This window comes from Pseudomonas sp. MF6394, assembly GCF_002018845.1.
Classification (GTDB): Bacteria; Pseudomonadota; Gammaproteobacteria; order Pseudomonadales; family Pseudomonadaceae; genus Aquipseudomonas; species Aquipseudomonas lactis.
Genome location: NZ_MVOJ01000022.1, coordinates 19,568 through 39,665, shown reverse-complemented (window position 1 = coordinate 39,665; position 20,098 = coordinate 19,568). Strand labels below are relative to the sequence as shown.

19 protein-coding genes are annotated in these 20,098 nt (G+C 61.1%); 8 read left to right on the top strand and 11 right to left on the bottom strand.

What is annotated here, in order from left to right:
* Window positions 1–7 precede the first annotated feature (7 nt).
* Window positions 8–487: an RNA pyrophosphohydrolase gene (locus MF6394_RS21030; RefSeq protein WP_003176750.1), complete on the bottom strand. Its 480-nt coding sequence runs from the start codon at window positions 485–487 to the stop codon at window positions 8–10.
* A 143-nt stretch (window positions 488–630) separates the two neighbouring features.
* On the opposite strand from MF6394_RS21030, the gene MF6394_RS21025 reads away from it, so the two are divergent.
* Window positions 631–1,287, top strand: coding sequence for an HAD family hydrolase (locus tag MF6394_RS21025; RefSeq protein WP_047712020.1), 657 nt, complete (start codon window positions 631–633; stop codon window positions 1,285–1,287).
* Window positions 1,288–1,403: 116 nt separating this feature from the next.
* Here MF6394_RS21025 and MF6394_RS21015 read toward each other — a convergent pair whose 3' ends face one another.
* Window positions 1,404–1,817, bottom strand: a complete 414-nt coding sequence (locus MF6394_RS21015) for a DUF2269 family protein (RefSeq protein WP_047712021.1) — start codon at window positions 1,815–1,817, stop codon at window positions 1,404–1,406.
* A 40-nt stretch (window positions 1,818–1,857) separates the two neighbouring features.
* Window positions 1,858–3,372 carry a threonine ammonia-lyase, biosynthetic gene (ilvA, locus tag MF6394_RS21010; protein ID WP_032894657.1) on the bottom strand — a complete coding sequence of 505 codons (1,515 nt, stop codon included), beginning with the start codon at window positions 3,370–3,372 and terminating at the stop codon, window positions 1,858–1,860.
* A gap of 138 nt (window positions 3,373–3,510) precedes the next feature.
* Between ilvA and rpiA the strand changes: the two genes are divergently transcribed.
* Together rpiA and MF6394_RS21000 are read left to right on the top strand one after the other, a co-directional pair.
* Entirely contained in the window at window positions 3,511–4,182 is a 672-nt protein-coding gene (gene rpiA, locus MF6394_RS21005; protein ID WP_078467459.1) for a ribose-5-phosphate isomerase RpiA, read from the top strand.
* A 348-nt stretch (window positions 4,183–4,530) separates the two neighbouring features.
* Complete coding sequence (locus MF6394_RS21000; protein WP_078467458.1) at window positions 4,531–6,477, top strand: autotransporter domain-containing protein; 1,947 nt, start codon at window positions 4,531–4,533, stop codon at window positions 6,475–6,477.
* Here the strand turns inward: MF6394_RS21000 and MF6394_RS20995 are convergent, their stop codons facing one another.
* The 4 genes from MF6394_RS20995 to MF6394_RS20980 form a co-directional block, all read right to left on the bottom strand.
* Entirely contained in the window at window positions 6,478–7,386 is a 909-nt protein-coding gene (locus MF6394_RS20995; RefSeq protein WP_078467457.1) for an SdiA-regulated domain-containing protein, read from the bottom strand. It abuts the gene before it with no gap.
* Between the two features lie 121 nt (window positions 7,387–7,507).
* Window positions 7,508–8,431: an SdiA-regulated domain-containing protein gene (locus MF6394_RS20990; RefSeq protein WP_003195207.1), complete on the bottom strand. Its 924-nt coding sequence runs from the start codon at window positions 8,429–8,431 to the stop codon at window positions 7,508–7,510.
* A 247-nt stretch (window positions 8,432–8,678) separates the two neighbouring features.
* Window positions 8,679–9,344, bottom strand: a complete 666-nt coding sequence (locus MF6394_RS20985) for a fumarylacetoacetate hydrolase family protein (RefSeq protein ID WP_034134009.1) — start codon at window positions 9,342–9,344, stop codon at window positions 8,679–8,681.
* A 22-nt stretch (window positions 9,345–9,366) separates the two neighbouring features.
* On the bottom strand, window positions 9,367–10,761 hold the full coding sequence (locus MF6394_RS20980; RefSeq protein ID WP_003195210.1) for an FAD-binding oxidoreductase: 1,395 nt from the start codon (window positions 10,759–10,761) through the stop codon (window positions 9,367–9,369).
* Window positions 10,762–10,966: 205 nt separating this feature from the next.
* Between MF6394_RS20980 and serA the strand changes: the two genes are divergently transcribed.
* Window positions 10,967–12,196: a phosphoglycerate dehydrogenase gene (serA, locus tag MF6394_RS20970; RefSeq protein ID WP_003195214.1), complete on the top strand. Its 1,230-nt coding sequence runs from the start codon at window positions 10,967–10,969 to the stop codon at window positions 12,194–12,196.
* Between the two features lie 142 nt (window positions 12,197–12,338).
* Here serA and MF6394_RS20965 read toward each other — a convergent pair whose 3' ends face one another.
* Window positions 12,339–12,779, bottom strand: coding sequence for a DUF4399 domain-containing protein (locus MF6394_RS20965; protein WP_044269662.1), 441 nt, complete (start codon window positions 12,777–12,779; stop codon window positions 12,339–12,341).
* A gap of 134 nt (window positions 12,780–12,913) precedes the next feature.
* Between MF6394_RS20965 and MF6394_RS20960 the strand changes: the two genes are divergently transcribed.
* Window positions 12,914–13,387 carry a transporter substrate-binding domain-containing protein gene (locus tag MF6394_RS20960; RefSeq protein WP_047712024.1) on the top strand — a complete coding sequence of 158 codons (474 nt, stop codon included), beginning with the start codon at window positions 12,914–12,916 and terminating at the stop codon, window positions 13,385–13,387.
* A gap of 561 nt (window positions 13,388–13,948) precedes the next feature.
* Here the strand turns inward: MF6394_RS20960 and MF6394_RS20950 are convergent.
* Window positions 13,949–14,431, bottom strand: coding sequence for a DUF523 domain-containing protein (locus MF6394_RS20950; RefSeq protein WP_078467456.1), 483 nt, complete (start codon window positions 14,429–14,431; stop codon window positions 13,949–13,951).
* 2 nt (window positions 14,432–14,433) lie between these two features.
* Entirely contained in the window at window positions 14,434–15,066 is a 633-nt protein-coding gene (locus tag MF6394_RS20945) for a 2OG-Fe(II) oxygenase (RefSeq protein ID WP_003195222.1), read from the bottom strand.
* Between the two features lie 131 nt (window positions 15,067–15,197).
* Between MF6394_RS20945 and MF6394_RS20940 the strand changes: the two genes are divergently transcribed.
* Window positions 15,198–15,950 (top strand): DUF2059 domain-containing protein, encoded by a 753-nt coding sequence (locus MF6394_RS20940; RefSeq protein WP_078467455.1) that lies wholly within the window; start codon window positions 15,198–15,200, stop codon window positions 15,948–15,950.
* Between the two features lie 86 nt (window positions 15,951–16,036).
* On the opposite strand, the gene MF6394_RS20935 is transcribed toward MF6394_RS20940, so the two are convergent.
* Window positions 16,037–16,978: an alpha/beta hydrolase gene (locus MF6394_RS20935; protein ID WP_047712027.1), complete on the bottom strand. Its 942-nt coding sequence runs from the start codon at window positions 16,976–16,978 to the stop codon at window positions 16,037–16,039.
* A 98-nt stretch (window positions 16,979–17,076) separates the two neighbouring features.
* Here MF6394_RS20935 and MF6394_RS20930 point away from each other — a divergent pair, with 98 nt between their 5' ends.
* Window positions 17,077–17,652 (top strand): DUF6436 domain-containing protein, encoded by a 576-nt coding sequence (locus MF6394_RS20930; protein ID WP_032894642.1) that lies wholly within the window; start codon window positions 17,077–17,079, stop codon window positions 17,650–17,652.
* Between the two features lie 26 nt (window positions 17,653–17,678).
* Window positions 17,679–20,033 carry a penicillin acylase family protein gene (locus tag MF6394_RS20925; RefSeq protein WP_078467454.1) on the top strand — a complete coding sequence of 785 codons (2,355 nt, stop codon included), beginning with the start codon at window positions 17,679–17,681 and terminating at the stop codon, window positions 20,031–20,033.
* Window positions 20,034–20,098: the final 65 nt, after the last annotated feature.

Below are 20,098 nucleotides of genomic sequence, written 5' to 3'. Positions count from 1 at the left end.
TCCGTCGTCAGTCGCGCGCTAAAAGGCGCGGGGCAAGCTCTTTGAGAGCGCGACGATAAACCTCGCGCTTGAATGTCACCACCTGGCCCAACGGATACCAATAGCTGACCCAGCGCCAGCCATCGAACTCCGGTTTACCGGTCAAATCCATCCGCACCCGCTGCTCGTTGGAGATCAGGCGCAAAAGAAACCATTTCTGCTTCTGGCCGATGCACAGCGGTTGGCTGTGGGTACGCACCAGGCGTTGCGGCAAACGATAGCGCAACCAGCCACGGGTACAGGCCAGAATTTGCACATCTTCGCGCTCAAGGCCGACTTCTTCGTTCAACTCACGGTACAAGGCGTCTTCAGGGGTTTCGTCGGGGTTGATTCCACCTTGAGGAAACTGCCAGGCATCTTGGTTGATTCGGCGAGCCCATAGCACCTGTCCGGCATCATTCGTCAGAATAATGCCGACATTAGGACGGAAACCATCGGGGTCGATCACGGCAACAACCTCGCAAACGCATGTCGCCGCATTGTTCCACAAAGGTTGTTCCAGCGGCAACGAGGCTTCTTACCTTATGTGCACTCTTGTGAAAAGACCGTATTCTGGACGCCTTTTTACAGACTTTTCAGCGAGTAACTGCAATGCGCCTGGCTTTATTCGACTTGGACAATACCCTTCTGGGCGGTGACAGCGATCACGCCTGGGGCGATTACCTGTGTGAACGCGGTTTTCTCGACCCGGTGGCCTACAAGGCCCGCAATGACGCGTTCTACCAGGACTACCTGGCCGGCCAGTTGGATAACGCCGCCTACTTGAACTTCTGCCTGGAAATCCTCGGCCGCACCGAGATGGCCCAGCTGGACGCGTGGCACAACGACTACATGCGCGACTGCATCGAGCCCATCCTGCTCCCCAAGGCCATCGAACTGCTGGCCAAGCACCGCGCCGCCGGTGACAAGCTGGTGATCATCACCGCCACCAACCGCTTCGTCACCGCGCCGATTGCCGCACGCCTGGGTGTCGAGACCTTGATCGCCACCGAGTGCGAAATGGTGGACGGCCGCTATACCGGGCGCAGCACTGATGTGCCGTGCTTTCGCGAGGGCAAGGTGACACGTTTGAACCGCTGGTTGGAAGAAACCGGGCATAGCCTGCAAGACAGCTACTTCTACAGCGATTCGATGAATGATTTGCCGTTGTTGGAGCAGGTGACTCACCCGGTGGCAGTGGATCCGGATCCGAATTTGCGCGCTGAGGCTGAAAAGCGTGGCTGGCCGGTGATTACACTGCGTAGCTGACCGGTTTCACCTGTAGGAGCGAGCTTGCTCGCGAAAATCGTCAACGATGACGCGCGCATCCTGAATGAACGCGGCGCCCTTGAGTTTTTCGCGAGCAAGCTCGCTCCTACAGGGAATCAAACAGGCTTGGCGCCCATAAGCCCTGCAATCGCCACAAACCCCACCAGGCTGACCACCGCCAGCACCAGGGTAAAATTCAGGCTCCCGCCCTCGCCCTTGCGCAGCCGATTGAGCCGCGCCACCAGCCAGAACCACGCCAGCGCCGCCACGGTGTAGAGGATGCTGGAGCCCAAGATCCAGGTTTGCCCCAATGGCCAGCCGAGCAGGTGCACCAGCCACCAGCCGGTGAAGGGCATGCTCACCAGGCAAATGCCCATCAGCAGCCATACAAATGCCCAAGGGCGCTGCACGGTCGCGGCCGGGCCGGCGCTGCGTTTACGCCACGCCAATACCGCCAGGCCCAGGCCGCTGAGCAGCAGCAATACGGTGGCGGTGATGTGGACAACCTTGAGGGTGGTCAGCGTTTCCATGGTCTCTATTCCTTATAGGCCGCTCAGTCAGCGTAGTCGCTCAACCGAGGAACAGCTGGTAAGCCGGGTTTTCGCTTTCATCCCAGTACGGGTAACCGATTTGCGCCAGCGCGGCAGGCACCAGGTGGCGCTCGTCCGCCGGTACTTGCAGCCCGGCAACCACACGGCCATCAGCCGCGCCGTGGTTGCGGTAGTGGAACATCGAGATGTTCCAGCGCCCGCCGAGCTTGTGGAGGAAGTTGAACAACGCCCCCGGCCGCTCCGGGAATTCGAAGCGAAACACCAGCTCGTCGCTGACTTTGGCCGCATGCCCGCCGACCATATGGCGGATGTGCAACTTGGCCAGTTCGTTCTCGGTGAGGTCCAGCACCGGGAAACCCTGGCTGGTCAGGCTGGCCACCAACGCGCTGCGCGGGTCGTTCTCCGGGTGGGTCTGCACGCCGACGAAAATGTGCGCTTCGCTGCCAGAGTGGTAGCGGTAATTGAATTCGGTGATCTGGCGTTTGCCCACCGCTTCGCAGAAGGCCTTGAAGCTGCCCGGCCGCTCGGGGATCGTCACCGCGATGATGGCTTCACGGCCTTCACCCAGTTCGGCGCGCTCGGCCACATGGCGCAAACGGTCGAAGTTGACGTTGGCGCCCGAGTCGATGGCGACAAAGGCCTGGCCGCTGACGCCACGGGTCTCGACGTACTTTTTGATCCCGGCCACGCCCAGCGCACCGGCCGGCTCGGTGATGGAGCGGGTGTCGTCGTAGATGTCCTTGATCGCCGCACAGATTTCATCGGTGCTGACGGTGATCACTTCATCCACGTAGTCTTTGCAAATGTCGAAGGTGTGCTGGCCGATCTGCGCCACCGCCACGCCGTCGGCGAAGATGCCAACGGTAGGCAATACCACGCGCTCGCCCGCCGCCATGGCAGCTTGCAGGCAGTTGGAGTCGTCCGGCTCCACACCGATGATCTTGATCTCCGGGCGCAGGTATTTCACATACGCCGCAATCCCGGCGATCAGGCCGCCGCCGCCCACCGGTACGAAAATCGCGTCCAGCGGCCCTGGGTGCTGGCGCAGGATTTCCATCGCCACGGTGCCCTGCCCGGCAATGGTGTGCGGATCATCGTAGGGGTGGATGTACACGTAGCCTTTTTCGTCGACCAGCTTGAGCGAGTAGGCCAGGGCTTCCGGGAAGGAATCACCGTGCAGCACCACTTTGCCGCCACGGGAACGCACGCCTTCGACCTTGATCTCCGGGGTGGTCTTGGGCATCACGATGGTGGCTTTCACCCCCAGCACCTTGGCCGCCAGGGCCAGGCCCTGGGCATGGTTGCCGGCCGACGCGGTGACGACGCCGCGCGCACGTTCTTCGGCACTGAGCTGGGTCAGCTTGTTGTAGGCGCCGCGAATCTTGAACGAGAACACCGGCTGCAAGTCTTCGCGCTTGAGCCAAATCTTGTTACCCAGCCGCTCGGAGAGCTGGCGGGCAGTCTGCAAGGGGGTTTCCACGGCGATGTCGTAAACGCGCGAGGTGAGGATTTTTTTGACGTAGTGTTCAAGCATCGGCAGGCATCTACTTCACGGGTTGGGCAGGGCCAAGGAGTCTAACCCAGCGTTTGGCCGGGCGACCACACGAATCCCGAGGTTTTGTTGGGTTATACTCGCCGCCCTCGTTAATTCCCCGCCCGTTCCGGAGCCCGCATGACCCAGGATCAACTCAAACAGGCAGTGGCCCAGGCCGCTGTCGATTTAATCCTTCCTAAACTCGACGACAAGAGCATCGTCGGTGTCGGCACCGGTTCCACCGCCAACTGCTTTATCGACGCACTGGCCCAGCACAAGGGCGCGTTCGACGGCGCCGTGGCCAGTTCCGAAGCCACCGCTGCCCGCCTCAAGGGCCATGGCATCCCGGTGTACGAGCTCAACACCGTGAGCGACCTGGAGTTCTACGTTGACGGCGCCGATGAAAGCGACGAACACCTGAACCTGATCAAAGGCGGCGGCGCGGCCCTGACCCGCGAGAAGATGGTCGCGGCCGTGGCCAAGACCTTCATCAGCATCGCCGACGCGAGCAAGCTGGTGCCGGTGCTGGGCACGTTCCCGCTGCCGGTGGAAGTCATCCCCATGGCCCGCAGCCACGTGGCCCGCGAGCTGGTGAAACTGGGCGGCGACCCGGTGTACCGCGAAGGCGTGTTGACCGACAACGGCAACATCATCCTCGACGTGTTCAATATGCAGATCACCAACCCGGTGGAGCTGGAGACGCAGATCAACGCCATTGTGGGCGTGGTCACCAACGGCCTGTTCGCCTCACGCCCGGCGGATGTATTGCTGCTGGGTACCCCGGAAGGCGTGAAAACCCTCAAAGCTTAAGAACAAACCGGGCTAAATGTGGGAGCGGGCTTGCTCGCGAATGCGGTGCGTCAGTAACAAAAATAGTGACTGACACATCGCATTCGCGAGCAAGCCCGCTCCCACATTTGTTAGGCGCTCGGCTTTAGAGCGATGTAACAAGAACGCTACTTTTCGCAGCACTCCTCGCCAAAACCGTGCGCTCTGTCACGGCATCCCATGCCCCGCCTGGTATCCAATCGGATACAAATTACAGCCACGCGACCCACGCGTTTAACAATGCGCCAATTCGCAGCCGCCCATGGAATGAGGCGCGCATTGTGCAAAGGGTCTGGGCTTGAACGTCCCCCTCACCTCAAGGAAGACCTTGTGATAAAGCCTCTAGCCCTCGCCATCAGCGTTGCCAGTGCCCTGTTGTCCACCCATAGCCAGGCCTACGATTACGGCCAGCACGCCAACACCACCCTGGAAAAGCTGATCAACGATTACCCTGGCCGTTATCGCGGCACGGCCAATTTTGCCGGGGCAGCCGACTGGATGCAGAGCCAGATGGGCACCGCCTATAGCCTCAGCCGCCAGGACTTCACCTGGAACAACGGCAGCCGGGCTTCGCAAAACGTGGTGGCCTCTGCCGCTGGCACCAAGCCCCAGTACGTGGTGATTGGCGCGCACTTCGACACTTACTTCGGCCGCCCGACCCTGCAAGGCCTGGATGACAACGGTTCCGGCGCCAGCGTGTTGACCGAGGTGGCGAAGAACCTCGGCGGCCTGTCACTGGAAAATGGCCTGCAAATCGTCGGCTTCGGCGCCGAAGAAGAAGGCCTGCGCGGCTCCCGTGCCTTTGTCGACTCACTCAGCGCCAGCCAGCGCGCTAATATGCTCGCGATGATCAACCTCGACAGCCTGATCACCGGCGACATGATGTACGCCCACGCCGGCCAGAACAGCACCGCCAACCCGGCCTTGGCCTCCCTGCGCGAGCACACCTTCCAGATCGCCAAGGAGTTGAACATCCCGCTGTTCAGCAACCCCGGCCTCGACCCGCAGTACCCGAAGGGCACTGGCTGCTGCAGCGATGGTGAAGCGTTCGAACCGCTGAATATCCCGATCCTTTATATAGAGGCCACCAACTGGGAACTGGGCGACCTGGATGGCTACACCCAGACCGACAACCCGAAAATCCCCGGCGGCTCGACCTGGCACGACCCGAACGAAGACAACAAAGCCGTGCTGACCGATGCATTCGGCCAGGCGCGCATCGACCAGCGCCTGCGTGACTATTCACGCCTGCTCAGCCGCCTGGTGCTGGAACTGACCAACGCCGACCTGATGGCCTCGACCGCTTCCGGCGGTGCCGTTGCGCGCAATATGCAAGACAACCTGCAACGCCAGCATCAGGCCCTGGTACGCCTGCATGATCGCCGCTGGCTGACCCTGCAAGCGGCCAGCCGCGAGGTGGGCAGCTTTGATGGCGAGATCGGCGTGGATGGCGAATACAACCCGGACAGCGGCTTCGACAGCGCCCCCAACCCCGAAGCCCGGCGCCTGGGCCTGCATGCCCTCGGCGACTACCAACTGACTTCAAGCCTGAATATCGGCGCCAGCCTCAGCTACCTCAATGGGCGCGACAAGCTGGAACATCGTGGCAAGCTCGACAGCGACACCTGGCAGGCAGCTGTCTATGCGCTGCTCAACGATGGCGGGCCAAGCTGGCTGGCCGGTGACCTGAGCGCGGGCCACACGCGCTTCGATTCCAAGCGCAACCTGGTCATCCAGGCCAATGGCGGGCCGATCCTGCTCAACCAGCAACAGACGGGCGACACCGATGCCCTGGCGCTGGGCGCACGGGTGCTGGGTGGCTATGATTTTGAGTTTGGCGCGATCAAGAGCGGGCCGTTCGCCGGCCTGGACTACAGCCATTACCGCATCGACAAGTTCCACGAAAAGCAGAACCTGCGCACGGCCCTGGAGTACCAAGAGCAGTCTTTCGACTCCCTGGAAGCCAGCCTCGGCTGGCGCGTGCGCGGCGCGGTTGCCCTGCCCTATGGGCTGAGCCTGATGCCCTACGGCGACATCGCCTGGGTCAAGGAATTGGCCGATGGCCGCCTGGACGACCTGCAACTCACCGCACGCGCCGATGGCCAGGCCCGCACCGCCAGGCTGGGCTCAGTGGACAAGCGCTTTGCTCGTGCACAACTCGGCAGCCAACTGGCGATCACCCCACAGTTGGGCGTGTTTGCCGAGGTCAATGGCCGCCTGGGGCATGCCGAAGGCAGCCAGACCGGTTATTCACTGGGCGTGCAATGGATGTTCTGATCAGGGTTTCTTGAACACGTAAAACAGGTTCGGTTCGCTGACCATGTACAGCGTGCCGTCGTCATCCATGGCGATCCCTTCGGCCTGGGGCACGCGCTTGCTCAGGCCATGGCGCCCTTTAAGCAACGACAGACTGCTTAGAGGGCGACCATCGATATCCAACTCCAAGACCAGGAACGACTCATCCGACAGCGCCAACAAATGGCCGCTGCGCTCGTCGTATTGCAGGCTCGACAGGTCGCGCACAAACAGCCCGGCATCGCGCTTGGGGTTGTTGATTACATGCACCGAATAGGTTTTTTCCGGCTTGAAATGGGGAAACCCATGCACCTCGTAGATCAGCATGGGGTCGCGCTCCTTGGCCACGAATAGGCGCTTGCCCACCGAATCGTAGGCCAACCCTTCAAAGCCCTTGTTGCCGCCGACGTGCACGCCCAGGGTCATTTGCTCCGCATCGGCGGCATCGAGGAACGTGGTGTCGTCATCCACATGCACCTTGATCAAGCGCTGCTGGCGCTCATCGCTGATGACGTAGATGTTGTCGCTGATAAATTCAACCGCTTCGGCATCGCCAAAGCCCACCAGGGGAATACGCCGCAGGATCCTGCCCTCCAGCGACAACTCGACCAGTTCGGCGTTTTTATTGGTGACGGTAAACAGGCTTTTGCGCACGGGGTCGTAGGTCAGAGCCGACACATCGTCGTCGAGCCCTTCGATCACTTGGCCTTCGAGGGTGACGCGGTAATCCGCCAAGCCAATGGCACGCTCATCAGCCGGCTGGTACCACACCCGCCAGTTGAACCAGGCACGTTCGAACAGACGGAACTGCTGTGCAACCAGCCCGGCAGCAACCAGGGCGAGCGACAGCAGGATAAAAACAGCAGGTTTGGGGCGGGCAAGTCGACGCATCGGGGCGGGCTCAGAGAAAAAACTGGCGAATAGATATCAAGGTCACCTGAATTTAAACTTAAACGCACCGGACTGTCTGGCGAATGCCGTTTATAAAGAAAAGTCTGACGTAATTCGTCAGTTATTTCTGCTTTTCAAAGCGATAGAACAGGTTTGGCTCACTGACCATGTACAGGTTGCCGCTCTCGTCCATGGTCACGCCTTCGGCACGTGGGATCGTGTCTTTCAGGCCATTGAAGCCGCCAAGCAAGGTCATGAAGCTGACTTGCTCGCCCGTTTCATCCAGTTCCAGCAGCAGATGGGAATCGGCCGACAGCACCAGCAAATGCCCGGTACGTGGGTCGATGGACAAAGCCGAGAGGTTACGCACATCCAGTTCGGTGCTGGCCAGTTTCTGCTTGTCGCCGGTCAGCGTGTTGCCATCGCTTTTCCAGGTGAACAAGGCCGGCGGGCGCTCTTCGCCCAGCACCAGTTGCTGGTTACGCTTGTCCCAGGTGACGGCTTCAAAGGCTTTGTTCTGGTCTTTGGACGGGCCCAGGTCATGGCTGGGGAAATCGGCTTTGTTCAGCGCGGTGGTGCTGGCGTCCACCTTGACCACGGTGAGGCTGTGATCGCGCTCATCGACCACGGCCATCAAGCCGTTTTCCATCACCGCCACGCCTTCCGGATTGTTCCAGCCGTTGAGCGGCATTTTGCGCAACACATCGCCTTGCAGGCTCAGCTCGACCAGGAAGGGGTTCTTGCCCATCACCGAAAACAGGGTTTTGGTCTGGGGGTTGTAAGACAGGTCTGATGCCTCGTCCTTCTCCATACCGGGCAGCAACTTGGCGTCGATCACCGCGTGATAGTCGGGCAGCCACACACTTTCGCGGCGCTCGGCCGAACTCTCGAAACGTTCCAGCACCCACAGCAGGCCGCGATCGTCCCAGTGCATTGCCCAGGCGATGCCATACAAAATGGCACCGGCCAGAAATACCCAGGAATACCAGCGCATGGACAAGCGAGAGCGGAGCGAGGTTTTCGAAGTGGGCAGAGGCACGACCATTGAGCGCTTTTCCGGAAAGTGAGCTGTAGGGGATAGCACAGGATTCAAGGACCCGCGCGCAAGAGCAGGGAATTATCCGGATGGCGTGTGAAAAAAATGCAAAAGCAAGGATTCAGGATGTAATGAAGAGCCAATGTGGGAGCGGGCTTGCTCGCGAATGCGGTGGTCCAGTCGTTGATGCATTGACTGACACTGCGCATTCGCGGGCAAGCCCGCTCCCACAGTTTGATCGCAGTTTGCCTGCTACTTAGCGCACAACGCTTTCGAAGCGATTCACACCCGCCAGCTCCAGCACCACTTCATCCCCCACATTCAACGGGCCAACGCCCGCCGGGGTGCCGGTCAGGATCACGTCGCCCGCTTGCAGGGAGAAGCAGCCCGCCATGTACTGGATCATCGGCACAATCGGGTTGAGCATCTGCGCGCTGTTGCCGTCCTGGCGCACTTCGCCGTTGATGCTCAGGCGAATGCCGATATCGGCCATGTCCGCAAAGGTACTGCTGACCACGAAGGGCGCAATCACCGCTGCGCCATCGAACGACTTGGCAATTTCCCACGGCAGGCCCTTGGCTTTGAGCTCGGCCTGCTTGTCACGCAGGGTCAGGTCCAGGGCCGGGGCGAAGCCGGAGATGGCGTCCAGCACTTCTTCCCGGCTCGGCTTGGCGGACAAAGGCTTACCGATCAACACGGCGATTTCCGCTTCGTAGTGCACCGAACCGCGTTCGGTCGGTATGGCAAAACCGCCTTCCAACGGCACCACGCAGCTGCCCGGCTTGATGAACAGCAGCGGCTCGGTGGGCACCGGGTTGTCCAGTTCCTTGGCGTGTTCGGCGTAGTTTCGCCCGATGCACACCACTTTACCCACCGGGAAGTGGATGTTGGTGCCGTCGACATACTTGTGCTGGTAGCTCATGGAACGACTCCTTCAGGTGCGGTTAAACAGCGAAGATCTTGCCGGGGTTCATGATCCCGTTAGGGTCGAACACGGCTTTGACGGCCTTCATGTATTCGATTTCAACCGGTGAACGGCTGTAGGTCAGGTAATCGCGCTTGGTCATGCCCACGCCGTGCTCGGCGGAGATCGAGCCGTTGTACTTGGCGACGGTCTCGAATACCCACTTGTTCACGGTGGCGCACTTGGCGAAAAACTCATCCTTGCTCAGGTTTTCCGGCTTGAGGATGTTCAGGTGCAGGTTGCCGTCGCCGATATGGCCGAACCAGACAATTTCGAAGTCCGGGTAGTGTTCGCCGACGATCGCGTCAATTTCGCTCAGGAAGGCCGGCACTTTCGAAACGGTCACCGAGATGTCGTTCTTGTACGGCGTCCAGTGGGAAATGGTTTCGGAGATGTACTCACGCAGCTTCCACAGGTTGTGCAGCTGGGTTTCGCTCTGGCTCATCACGCCATCCAGCACCCAGCCCTGCTCCACACAATGTTCGAAGGTTTCCAGGGCGTGGTTGGCGACTTCTTCGGTGGTGGCTTCGAATTCCAGCAGGGCGTAGAACGGGCACTCAGTTTCGAACGGCGCCGGCACATCGCCACGGCCGAGGACTTTGGCCAGGGCCTTGTCGGAGAAGAACTCGAAGGCGGTCAGGTCCAGCTTGCTCTGGAAGGCGTGCAGCACCGGCATGATCGAATCGAAATCAGTCGTGCCGAGCACCATTGCGGTGAGGTTTTTTGGCGCACGGTCCAGGCGCATGGTGGCTTCGACCACAAAGCCCAAGGTGCCCTCGGCACCGATAAACAGCTGGCGCATGTCGTAGCCGGTGGCGTTCTTGATCAGGTCGCGGTTCAGCTCCAGCACATCGCCTTTGCCAGTGACGACCTTCATGCCGGCCACCCAGTTGCGGGTCATACCATAGCGAATTACTTTGATCCCGCCGGCATTGGTGCCGATATTGCCGCCAATCTGGCTGGAACCGGACGAGGCGAAGTCCACCGGGTAATACAGGCCGTTTTCTTCAGCGACGTTCTGCAACTGCTTGGTGACCACACCCGGCTGGCACACGGCGGTGCGGTCGGTGAGGTTCACGTCGAGGATCTGGTTCATATAGTCGAACGACACCACCACTTCGCCATTGGCGGCCACGGCAGCCGCCGACAGGCCGGTGCGCCCACCCGATGGCACCAGCGCCACCTTGTGTTCATTGGCCCAGCGTACGATGGCCTGCACCTGCTCGGTGGTCTTGGGGAACACGATGGCGGTGGGTGCGGGGGCGAAGTGCTTGGTCCAATCCTTGCCGTAAGCCTCCAGGGAGTCGGCATCGGTCAGCACTTTGCCGGGCTCAACCAGGGTCTTTAGCTCATCAATCAGGGCAGGATGGGTCATCGACAGAACTCTCGAACAATTCATGGTCATCCTGAGAACGCTTCACGTCGCAGGAATAGGTGTTTAGCGGGGTGCGTATGCTAGCATACCGCCCCCGCAGGACAGACCCAAAGGGCGTTTCTGCGGTGACGGCTTTCCTGCCGTCCGGGTCAGCTTAAGCGATCCGATTCCCTGCCATTTTTCTCCGGGATACAGGTTTACGCAGATGAGCAAGACTTCTCTCGATAAGAGCAAGATCAAGTTCCTTCTTCTGGAAGGCGTCCACCCATCGGCTGTCGACGTTCTGAAAGCCGCCGGGTACACCAGCATTGAGTACATCACCAGTTCTCTGCCGGAAGCCCAGCTCAAGGAAAAGATCGCCGACGCGCACTTTATCGGCATTCGCTCCCGCACTCAGCTGACCGAAGAGATCTTCGACCACGCCAAGAAACTCGTGGCTGTCGGCTGTTTCTGCATCGGCACCAACCAGGTCGACCTCAATGCAGCGCGCGAGCGCGGCATTGCGGTGTTCAACGCACCGTACTCCAACACCCGTTCCGTTGCGGAGCTGGTGCTGGCCGAGGCCATCCTGCTGCTGCGCGGTATCCCTGAGAAGAACGCTTCCTGCCACCGTGGCGGCTGGATCAAGAGCGCGGCCAACTCCTTCGAAATCCGCGGCAAGAAGCTGGGTATCGTCGGTTACGGTTCGATCGGCACGCAATTGTCGGTATTGGCTGAAGGCCTGGGCATGCAGGTGTTCTTCTACGACACCCTGACCAAGCTGCCGTTGGGCAACGCCACCCAAGTGGCCAGCCTGACCGAGCTGCTGGGCATGTCCGACATCGTCACCCTGCACGTTCCGGAAACGGCCGAGACTCAGTGGATGATCGGCGAGAAGGAAATCCGCGCCATCAAGAAAGGCGGGATCCTGATCAACGCCGCACGCGGCACCGTGGTCGAACTGGACGCCCTGGCCGACGCGATCAAGGACAAGCACCTGATCGGCGCTGCCATCGACGTGTTCCCAGTGGAGCCACGCTCCAACGATGACATCTTCGAAAGCCCGCTGCGTGGCCTGGACAACGTGATCCTGACCCCGCACATCGGCGGCTCCACCGCTGAAGCCCAAGCCAACATCGGCCTGGAAGTCTCGGAAAAGCTGGTCAAGTACAGCGACAACGGTACTTCGGTATCGTCGGTCAACTTCCCGGAAGTAGCCCTGCCGGCTCACCCGGGCAAGCACCGCCTGCTGCACATCCACCAGAACATCCCTGGCGTGATGATGGAGATCAACAAGGTCTTCGCAGAAAACGGCATCAACATCTCCGGTCAGTTCCTGCAGACCAACGAGAAGGTCGGCTACGTGGTGATCGACGTCGACGCCGAGTACTCGGACCTGGCGCAAGAAAAGCTGCAGCACATCAACGGCACTATTCGTAGCCGCGTGTTGTTCTAGTAGGAGCGAGCTTGCTCGCGAAGAACGTCAACGATGACGCGTTTAACCTTAATCTGATTAAACGCAGCGCCCTTGGGATTTTCGCGAGCAAGCTCGCTCCTACCAATAAAAAACGGGAGCCCCGCAAAGGGCTCCCGTTTTTTTATTTGACGTTAACAGTGATCACTTTCGAGGCAACAGTGGGTTCGAACTGGCGATGCACGTTGTCGCCGGCCACCAGTTGCAGGGTGTGCTTGCCTGGCGTCAGGGTCAGCTCGGTTTCGGTCTGCGCCTTGCCGAAGTGAATCGAGGTAGGCGTGGCCGGGATCGCCTCGTTGGCGTTGAGCGCCCCCACTTCCTGGTCTACCAGCAGGTGGTGGTGACCGGCGTTAGGCACTTGCTTGTCGATCGGCTCCAGGTCCAGCTTCTTGACCCCGAATTTGACGGTGAAGGTTTGGCCGACGGTGGCGCCATCTTGCGGCGAGACAATAAACACTTCGGCGCCTTCAGGTGCAGGCGTACGAGGAAGGTCTGCGGCGCTGGCCAACAGCGAGGTACCCAGCAAAAGGCTGGCAATCGTTGCACGGGACAAAAGGGCTTTCATTCGCTTCTCCAGTTTTTCGGTGAAATCTGTAGGGTTATGACAACTTCGCGATAAATTGCGGTCCAAGGCACCCGACACCATAACAAAACGTTGCTGAACGGCGCCTCGCCTGTACGAATTCTTTAGGAGTGACCATGCGCTTTTCGCCTGGCCTGTTGCTGTTGCTTACTCTTCTGAGCCCCTTGGCCCATGCCGAACTGATTGACGACGTCAACGATCGCGGTGAACTGCGCATCGCCCTGGAAGCCAACACCCCGCCGTACAATTTCAAAGAGGGCGACAAACTCGCCGGCTTTGAAGTGGAGCTGGGTGAACTGCTGGCCAAGGAAATGGAGGTGCGCTCCTCGTTTATCACCACCGATAACGCCGACCTGCTTTCCGGCGTGGAAACCGGCAAGTACGACGTGGCCATTAACCATATCGCTATGACTGCCGAGCTTGAGGATCGTTTCGATTTCAGTGAGGCTTATCACCAGAAGCCGACATTGGCGATCCCGTTCCAGAAGGGCAACCCGGCGTTCAAGACCAGTTTGAACGGGGCGTTGAAGCGGCTGAAGGACGATGGACGGCTGAAGGCGCTGACAAAGAAGTGGTTTGAGATGCAGTAAATGTGGGAGCTGGCTTGCCTGCGATAGCGATCTGTCAGCTACGCATAAGCTGTTGATACACCGCTATCGCAGCATAGATATCTACACAACTCTGTAACAGTCGACGGCAACCACGATGCGAAGCGAGCCGCTCTTGATCTTGCTCTTGATCTTAGGCGCCCCGTTAAACCACGCTGGCCGAACGCAGGCTTGAATTCGTGGGTAACCCGGCAGGACGCCGGGTTAGCCGCCCCGCGCCATGGATGGCGCGTGGCGGCGGCCCACGGATTCAAGCCTGCGTTCGGGCACACCGAGCCTAGGCGAGGTGCCGAGTGGTGGGGCAAGAGCCCTTTTGGTTACTTTTGGGGCTCTTTTCCAAAAGTGACCCGCTGTCAGAGCGGAACCCTAAGTGGCCGTTACCGCAGCAATGGATATGTACACAATCCAACTGTGTTGCCTGCCAGGCCGCCTTCGCGAGCAAGCCCGCTCCCACAGTTGGATCGTGCGGTGTCAGCTAGATTGGCGTCGGCTGGCAGGCCGTGATCGCAGGCAAGCCAGCCCACATTTGATCTATGCAAGTCTCTAAAGCTGCGTGAGGGCCACCGCCGCCTCAGGCAACTGCAACTCACTGAACACCTGCACACCATGGCGCTTGAGCAGCGCCGCCGTGACGCCTTCGCCACTGACCTTCACCCCACCGAAGGTGCCGTCATAGGTCAACAGGTTGCCGCAGGACGGGCTGTTGGCCTTGAGAATGGCGATGCGGATGTGATGGCGTTGCACCAGCGCCAAGGCTTGGCGGGCGCCGTCGAGGAAGGCGTTGCTGAAGTCTTCGCCCTCGGCCGTCAGCACCTGGGCGCGGCCTTCCCACACGTCGATCCCCTGCCCGCCTGGGATTTCGGCCGATGGCCGCGGTGTGGGCAAGCCGCCCGCCACTTCCGGACAAATGGCAACCACGCGGCCTTCAGCTTGCCACGCTGCCAGTTGGTCGAACGGGCCGCTGGCCCCGCCGTCATAGCGCACCTTGTGCCCGAGCAGGCAGCGGCTGACCAGAATCTTTTCCATGCTCAAAACGGCTCGTTGCCCCGCCGGCGAAACCAGCCCGTCAAGGACAGGCGTTCGCGCGTAGCGGGCAGGACTTCGTGGGGCACCTCGCCCGACAGGAATACCACCAGGCAACCCCCGGTGGGCACCACGTCGTATTCGACGCCGCCCTTGAGGTACATGCGCAGTTGGCCGCCATGCTCGGGCAGCCAGGCGTCGTTCAAGTAAATCACCGCCGAGACCATGCGCCGGTCGTCGTCGCGAAAACGGTCTACATGCTTGAGGTAAAACGCCCCCGGCGGGTACATCGCAAAGTGGCTTTCGAAATCTTCCAGACCCAGGAACAGGCTGCGGTTCATCGCCAGGCGCAGGCCGTCCATCACGCCCATGTAGGTGTCGCAGATAGGCGCGTCACCCTCCTCCAGCCACTGGATATGGTCACCGCGAATGCCTTCGCGAATCTCCTGGGCCGGCCCACGCCCTACCGCTGCGGGCGCCAGTTCACCCTGCGCCGCACGTTTACGGCACTCAGCCGCCAGCTCCAGGGTCAGAGCCTGGGGCAGGAAGCCATTTTGCTGCGACCAGCCTTTTTCGGCTAGGTCGTCGACGATGCGTTGCAGCAGCGGGTGATCGAGGGGTATTTGCATGGCGCGCATAGTATCCATACGCCTGAAAATCCGACAGCGCCGTTGAGCGTCCGAATACACTTTAGTCAGGTGACTGATAGGACTTCTCGACAAATCCTACGCCCGACACGGACAATAGTGGCCGACTGACAGGAGTCCTTATGCGTCGTTTGTTTTTTTCTGTGTTGATGTTCTGCGTTTTGCCCGCCTGGGCAGACGGCCATGACCAGTTGTACAAGGTCGCCGGCTGGGCCGAACAACGTGCGCACTTCAATGACGCCCTCAGTGCCGCCCAGCAGCGCTACCGTAATAGCCTGCCGCCAGCGGTGTACCAGGCGCTGGTGGACAACAGCAATAAACGCTTTGCCGCCCAGGCCATGGACCAGCGTGCCGAGGCGCAACTGCGCAAGCACTTGCCCGACCCGAAACCTGCCCTGGCGTTTTTCCAATCGCCCCTGGGCCGCAAGATCGTCACCGCCGAGTTGCTGGCCACGCGCCGCGACCAACTGGCAAAAAACGCCCAGGGCCTGCCCAAACTCGAAGCCGATGCCACCCGCAGCCTGATCATCGGCCACCTGGCCCAGGCCCTGCCCGCCCGCGAGGCCGGTGCCGAGGTCAGCCTGGCGATTGCGGGCGTGGCGGCCGACAGCTTGAGCCAGATGATCCCCGGCCTGCTCGGCGGCGGTCAGGCGCAAGGCATGTTGAATGGCCAGCGCGAGCGGCTGATGCAGCAGATCGACAAGGATTTGAACAATACCTTGCTGTATGTCTACCGGGATTTGTCCGACCCGGAGCTGGAAGAGTTCGCCACCTTTGCCGAGTCGCCGCAGGGCAAGGCGTATTACCAGGCCGCCCTTGCAGCCATTCGCGCAGGGCTGGCGGTCGGCCAAAGCACCTCAAGCCTGACGCAGTAAACCCTGTGGGAGCTGGCTTGCCTGCGATTGCGATCTGTCAGTTACACCGCTATCGCAGGCAAGCCAGCTCCCACATTTGGATTGCGTTATTTCAGGTGGCGGGTGAGAAAGCTGAAGTACTCATCGCGAATCTGCGCAATTTCATTGGCCAGATGATGCCGACCCCGCTTGAGCATCAACACCTCAGGCTGATCGAACTTACCCCGCAACACCTGCAGATTGTGCTGCCAATCCACCGTCATATCTTCCTCGCCCTGCACAATCACCGGGCGCCGGGGGCTGCGCGGTGCGGCTTCGATGCGTTTGATCCAGCGCGCCAGCGCCCCCACCCAGGCGGTAGGCAATTGGCGAGGCTGTAGCGGGTCGGCTTCAAGGAACGGCTTGAACGCCGGGTCGTTGGAGTTATCGCTGAAACGCCGGGCGATGCCTTTGACGAACGGGCGCAGCAGGTAATAGCTGACCTGCGACCAACCCCAGGCACGCGGCCGCACCAACGGCGACAGCAGGAAGGTCTTGCCCTGGGCCGGGCTTTGGGCGCCGTGGTTGAGCAAGTGGTCCACCACAATGGCGCCGCCGGTGCTTTGCCCGAACAGGTGCCAGGGTTGCGGCAATTGCAACGCCTTGGCCTCGACGAACAAGGCCTGCACCACGCTCTGGTACACCGCAAAGTCATCAATGCTGGCGCGCGCGCCGCTGGACAAGCCATGGCCCGGCAGGTCGCAGGCGATCACCACGAAGCCCTGGTCCAGCGCCCACTCCACCACATGGCGATACAGCCCCATGTGATCGTAGAAACCGTGAAACAGGAACATCGTCGCCACCGGCGCCGGCGGCCACCAGACCTGGGCCACCACCTCAAACCCATCCACCTCAAAACGCCCCAGGCGGCTCACCGCCGGCACCTGGCGTGCGGCCAGGTCGAGCCCGTAGAAACGCTGGTAAACCCTCGCCTCGGCTGACAGCGGCTGCGCATCAACCAGCGGGCGCAAGCTTTCGCGCAGATGATCAGGGTCAAAGGTGACGGGCATAAAGGCTTCCAGACTTGCGGTGAAGATGAATATCGAGCTGCGATATTCATCTGTCAGGACAAGCATGGCAAGCTACGCGACCTGCGAGGATACATCCAATGCGACCGCCCTACCGTAATGCCCTGTTCGCCAGCCTGATCCTGGTTATCTGCGCGGGGGTGCTGTGGGCTGCGTATGACTGGTTCCAGGGCCGCTACCTGCGCGCCTTCAGCGAACACACGGCGGTATTTTCCGGCGATGCGCTGCAACTGCCTGCCGCCCTCAGCGGCCCTGGCCCGATTCGTCTGGTGCACTTCTGGGACCCGGCCTGCCCGTGCAATGTCGGTAACCAGCAACACCTGGGCGAGTTGATCGAGCAGTACGCGCCCCAGGGCGTGGAGTTCTATGCCCTGCAAAAACCCGGCAGCCACGGCCAGTTGCCCGAGAACCTGCGCCATCTGAAAGTCCTTGATGCCCTGCCCGGCGCGGACCAGATCCCCGCCAGCCCGGCCGTGGGCATTTGGGATCGCACCGGCAAGCTGGCGTATTTCGGCCCCTACAGCGAAGGCCTCACGTGCAACGCCAGCAACAGTTTTATCGAGCCGATCCTCAAGGCCCTTGGAGCCGGACGCGAGGTGAATGCCACTCACACTCTCGCGGTAGGCTGCTATTGTTCGTGGCCTAAGGATCTGTAGTCCGCCCACTCTGGTAAGGAATGTTCATGAAGCGCGTCTTGCAGGTTTTTGCGGTGCTGATTGTGCTGGTCGCCCTGGGCGCCGGTTGGTACGTCTACAGCAAACAACCTACGCGCCAGGGCACGGTGACGCTGGCGCACCTGCAAGGCTCGGTCACGGTGCGCTACGACGACCGTGGTGTACCGCATATCCGCGCCGAAAACGAAGCCGACCTGTACCGCGCCCTGGGCTACGTGCATGCCCAGGACCGCCTGTTCCAGATGGAGATCATGCGGCGCCTGGCCCGTGGCGAGCTGGCCGAGGTGCTGGGGCCCAAGCTGCTGGAAACCGACAAACTGTTTCGCAGCCTGCGCATTCGCGAGCGTGCCTTGAGCTACGTGGAGCACATGGACCCTGGCTCAGCCTCGTCCAAGGCCCTGCAAGCCTACCTGGACGGGATCAACCAGTATCAGGACAGCCACGCCAGCCCTATGGAGTTCGATGTGCTGGGCATCGCCAAGCGCCCGTTTACCGCCGAAGACAGCATCAGCGTCGCCGGGTACATGGCCTACAGCTTTGCCGCCGCCTTTCGCACCGAGCCGGTGCTGACGTATGTGCGCGACCGGCTGGGCAGCGACTACTTGAAGGTCTTCGATCTGGACTGGCAACCCAAGGGCGCCCTCAATCTGGCGGCCAGCGACTGGCAGACCCTTGGCGCCATCGCCGCCCTGAGCGAACAGGCCCTGGCCGATAACGGCCTGCCGCAGTTCGAAGGCAGCAATGCCTGGGCCGTCAGCGGCAGCCATACCCAAAGCGGCAAGCCGTTGCTGGCGGGTGATCCGCATATCCGTTTTTCGGTGCCTTCGGTGTGGTACGAAGCGCAGTTGTCGGCGCCAGGCTTTGAGTTGTACGGCTACCACAACGCGCTGGTACCGGTGGCGTTCCTGGGGCACAACCAGGACTTCGGCTGGAGCCTGACCATGTTCCAGAACGACGACCTCGACCTGGTCGCCGAGAAGGTCAACCCAAACAACCCCAACCAGGTTTGGTATCACGACCAATGGGTGGACATGAGCAGCAGCGAGCAGCAGATCCAGGTCAAGGGCCAGGCGCCGGTGACCCTCACCCTGCGCCGCTCGCCCCACGGCCCGATCATCAACGACGTGCTCGGTGAGAACGCCGGCAGCACACCAATTGCCATGTGGTGGGCGTTCCTCGACAGCGAAAACCCGATCCTCGATGGTTTCTATCAGCTCAACCGTGCCGATACCCTGGCCAAGGCGCGTGCCGCGGCCGCGAAGGTCTCGGCGCCGGGCCTGAACATCGTGTGGGCCAATGCCAAGGGCGATATCGGCTGGTGGGCGGCGGCGCAGTTGCCGATCCGCCCGGCTGGCGTCAACCCGGCGTTCGTCCTCGACGGCAGTACCGCCCAAGCCGACAAGCTGGGTTTCTACCCCTTCAGTGCCAACCCCCAGGAAGAAAATCCGCCGCGCGGCTATGTGGTGTCCGCCAATGCCCAGCCGGCATCGCCCACCGGCATGCCGATCCCCGGCTATTACAACCTGGCTGATCGCGGCCAGCAGCTGAACGCGCAGTTGAGCGACACAAGCGTGAAGTGGGATGTGACCAACAGCCAGGCCCTGCAACTGGGTACCACCACCGCCTATGGCCCACGCCTGCTGGCGCCGCTGTTGCCGGTGCTGCGCGAGGTGGTCAAGGACCCGGCGCAACTCAAATTGGTGGAACAGCTTGCCAACTGGAAGGGTGACTACCCGCTGGACTCCACCAGTGCCACGCTGTTCAACCAGTTGCTGTTCAACCTTAGCGACGCGACCTTTCACCCCAAACTCGGCGATGCCTTGTTCAAGACCCTGCTCGGCACCCGCGTGATCGACGCCGCCTTGCCACGCCTGGCCGCATCGGCAGACTCGCCCTGGTGGAACGGCAACCGCGCCGATACCGTCAAGCTCGCCTGGGACAACAGCCTGGCCCACCTCAAGGCGACGTTCGGCGATGACCCGGCGCAGTGGCAGTGGGGCAAGGCGCACACCTTGACCCACGGCCACCCGCTGGGCCTGCAAAAGCCGCTGGATAAGATCTTCAACGTCGGCCCGTTCCCGGCGCCGGGCAGCCACGAAGTGCCAAACAACCAGACCGCCCCAATTGGCCCGGCACCGTGGCCGGTGACCTACGGCCCGTCGACACGACGCCTGATCGACTTCGCCGACCCGACCCACGCCCTCACCATCAACCCGGTGGGGCAAAGCGGCGTGCCGTTTGATACGCACTATGGCGACCAGGCGCAGAGCTATATCGAGGGAAGGTACGAGCAGGCGCACTTCAGTGACGAGGAAGTGACGGCCAATACCCGCGGCACCTTGAAACTGCTGCCCGCCCGATAAGGACCAACCTACCCGACCCCCTGTCTGTAGGAGCGAGCTTGCTCGCGAAAACGTCAACGCTAACG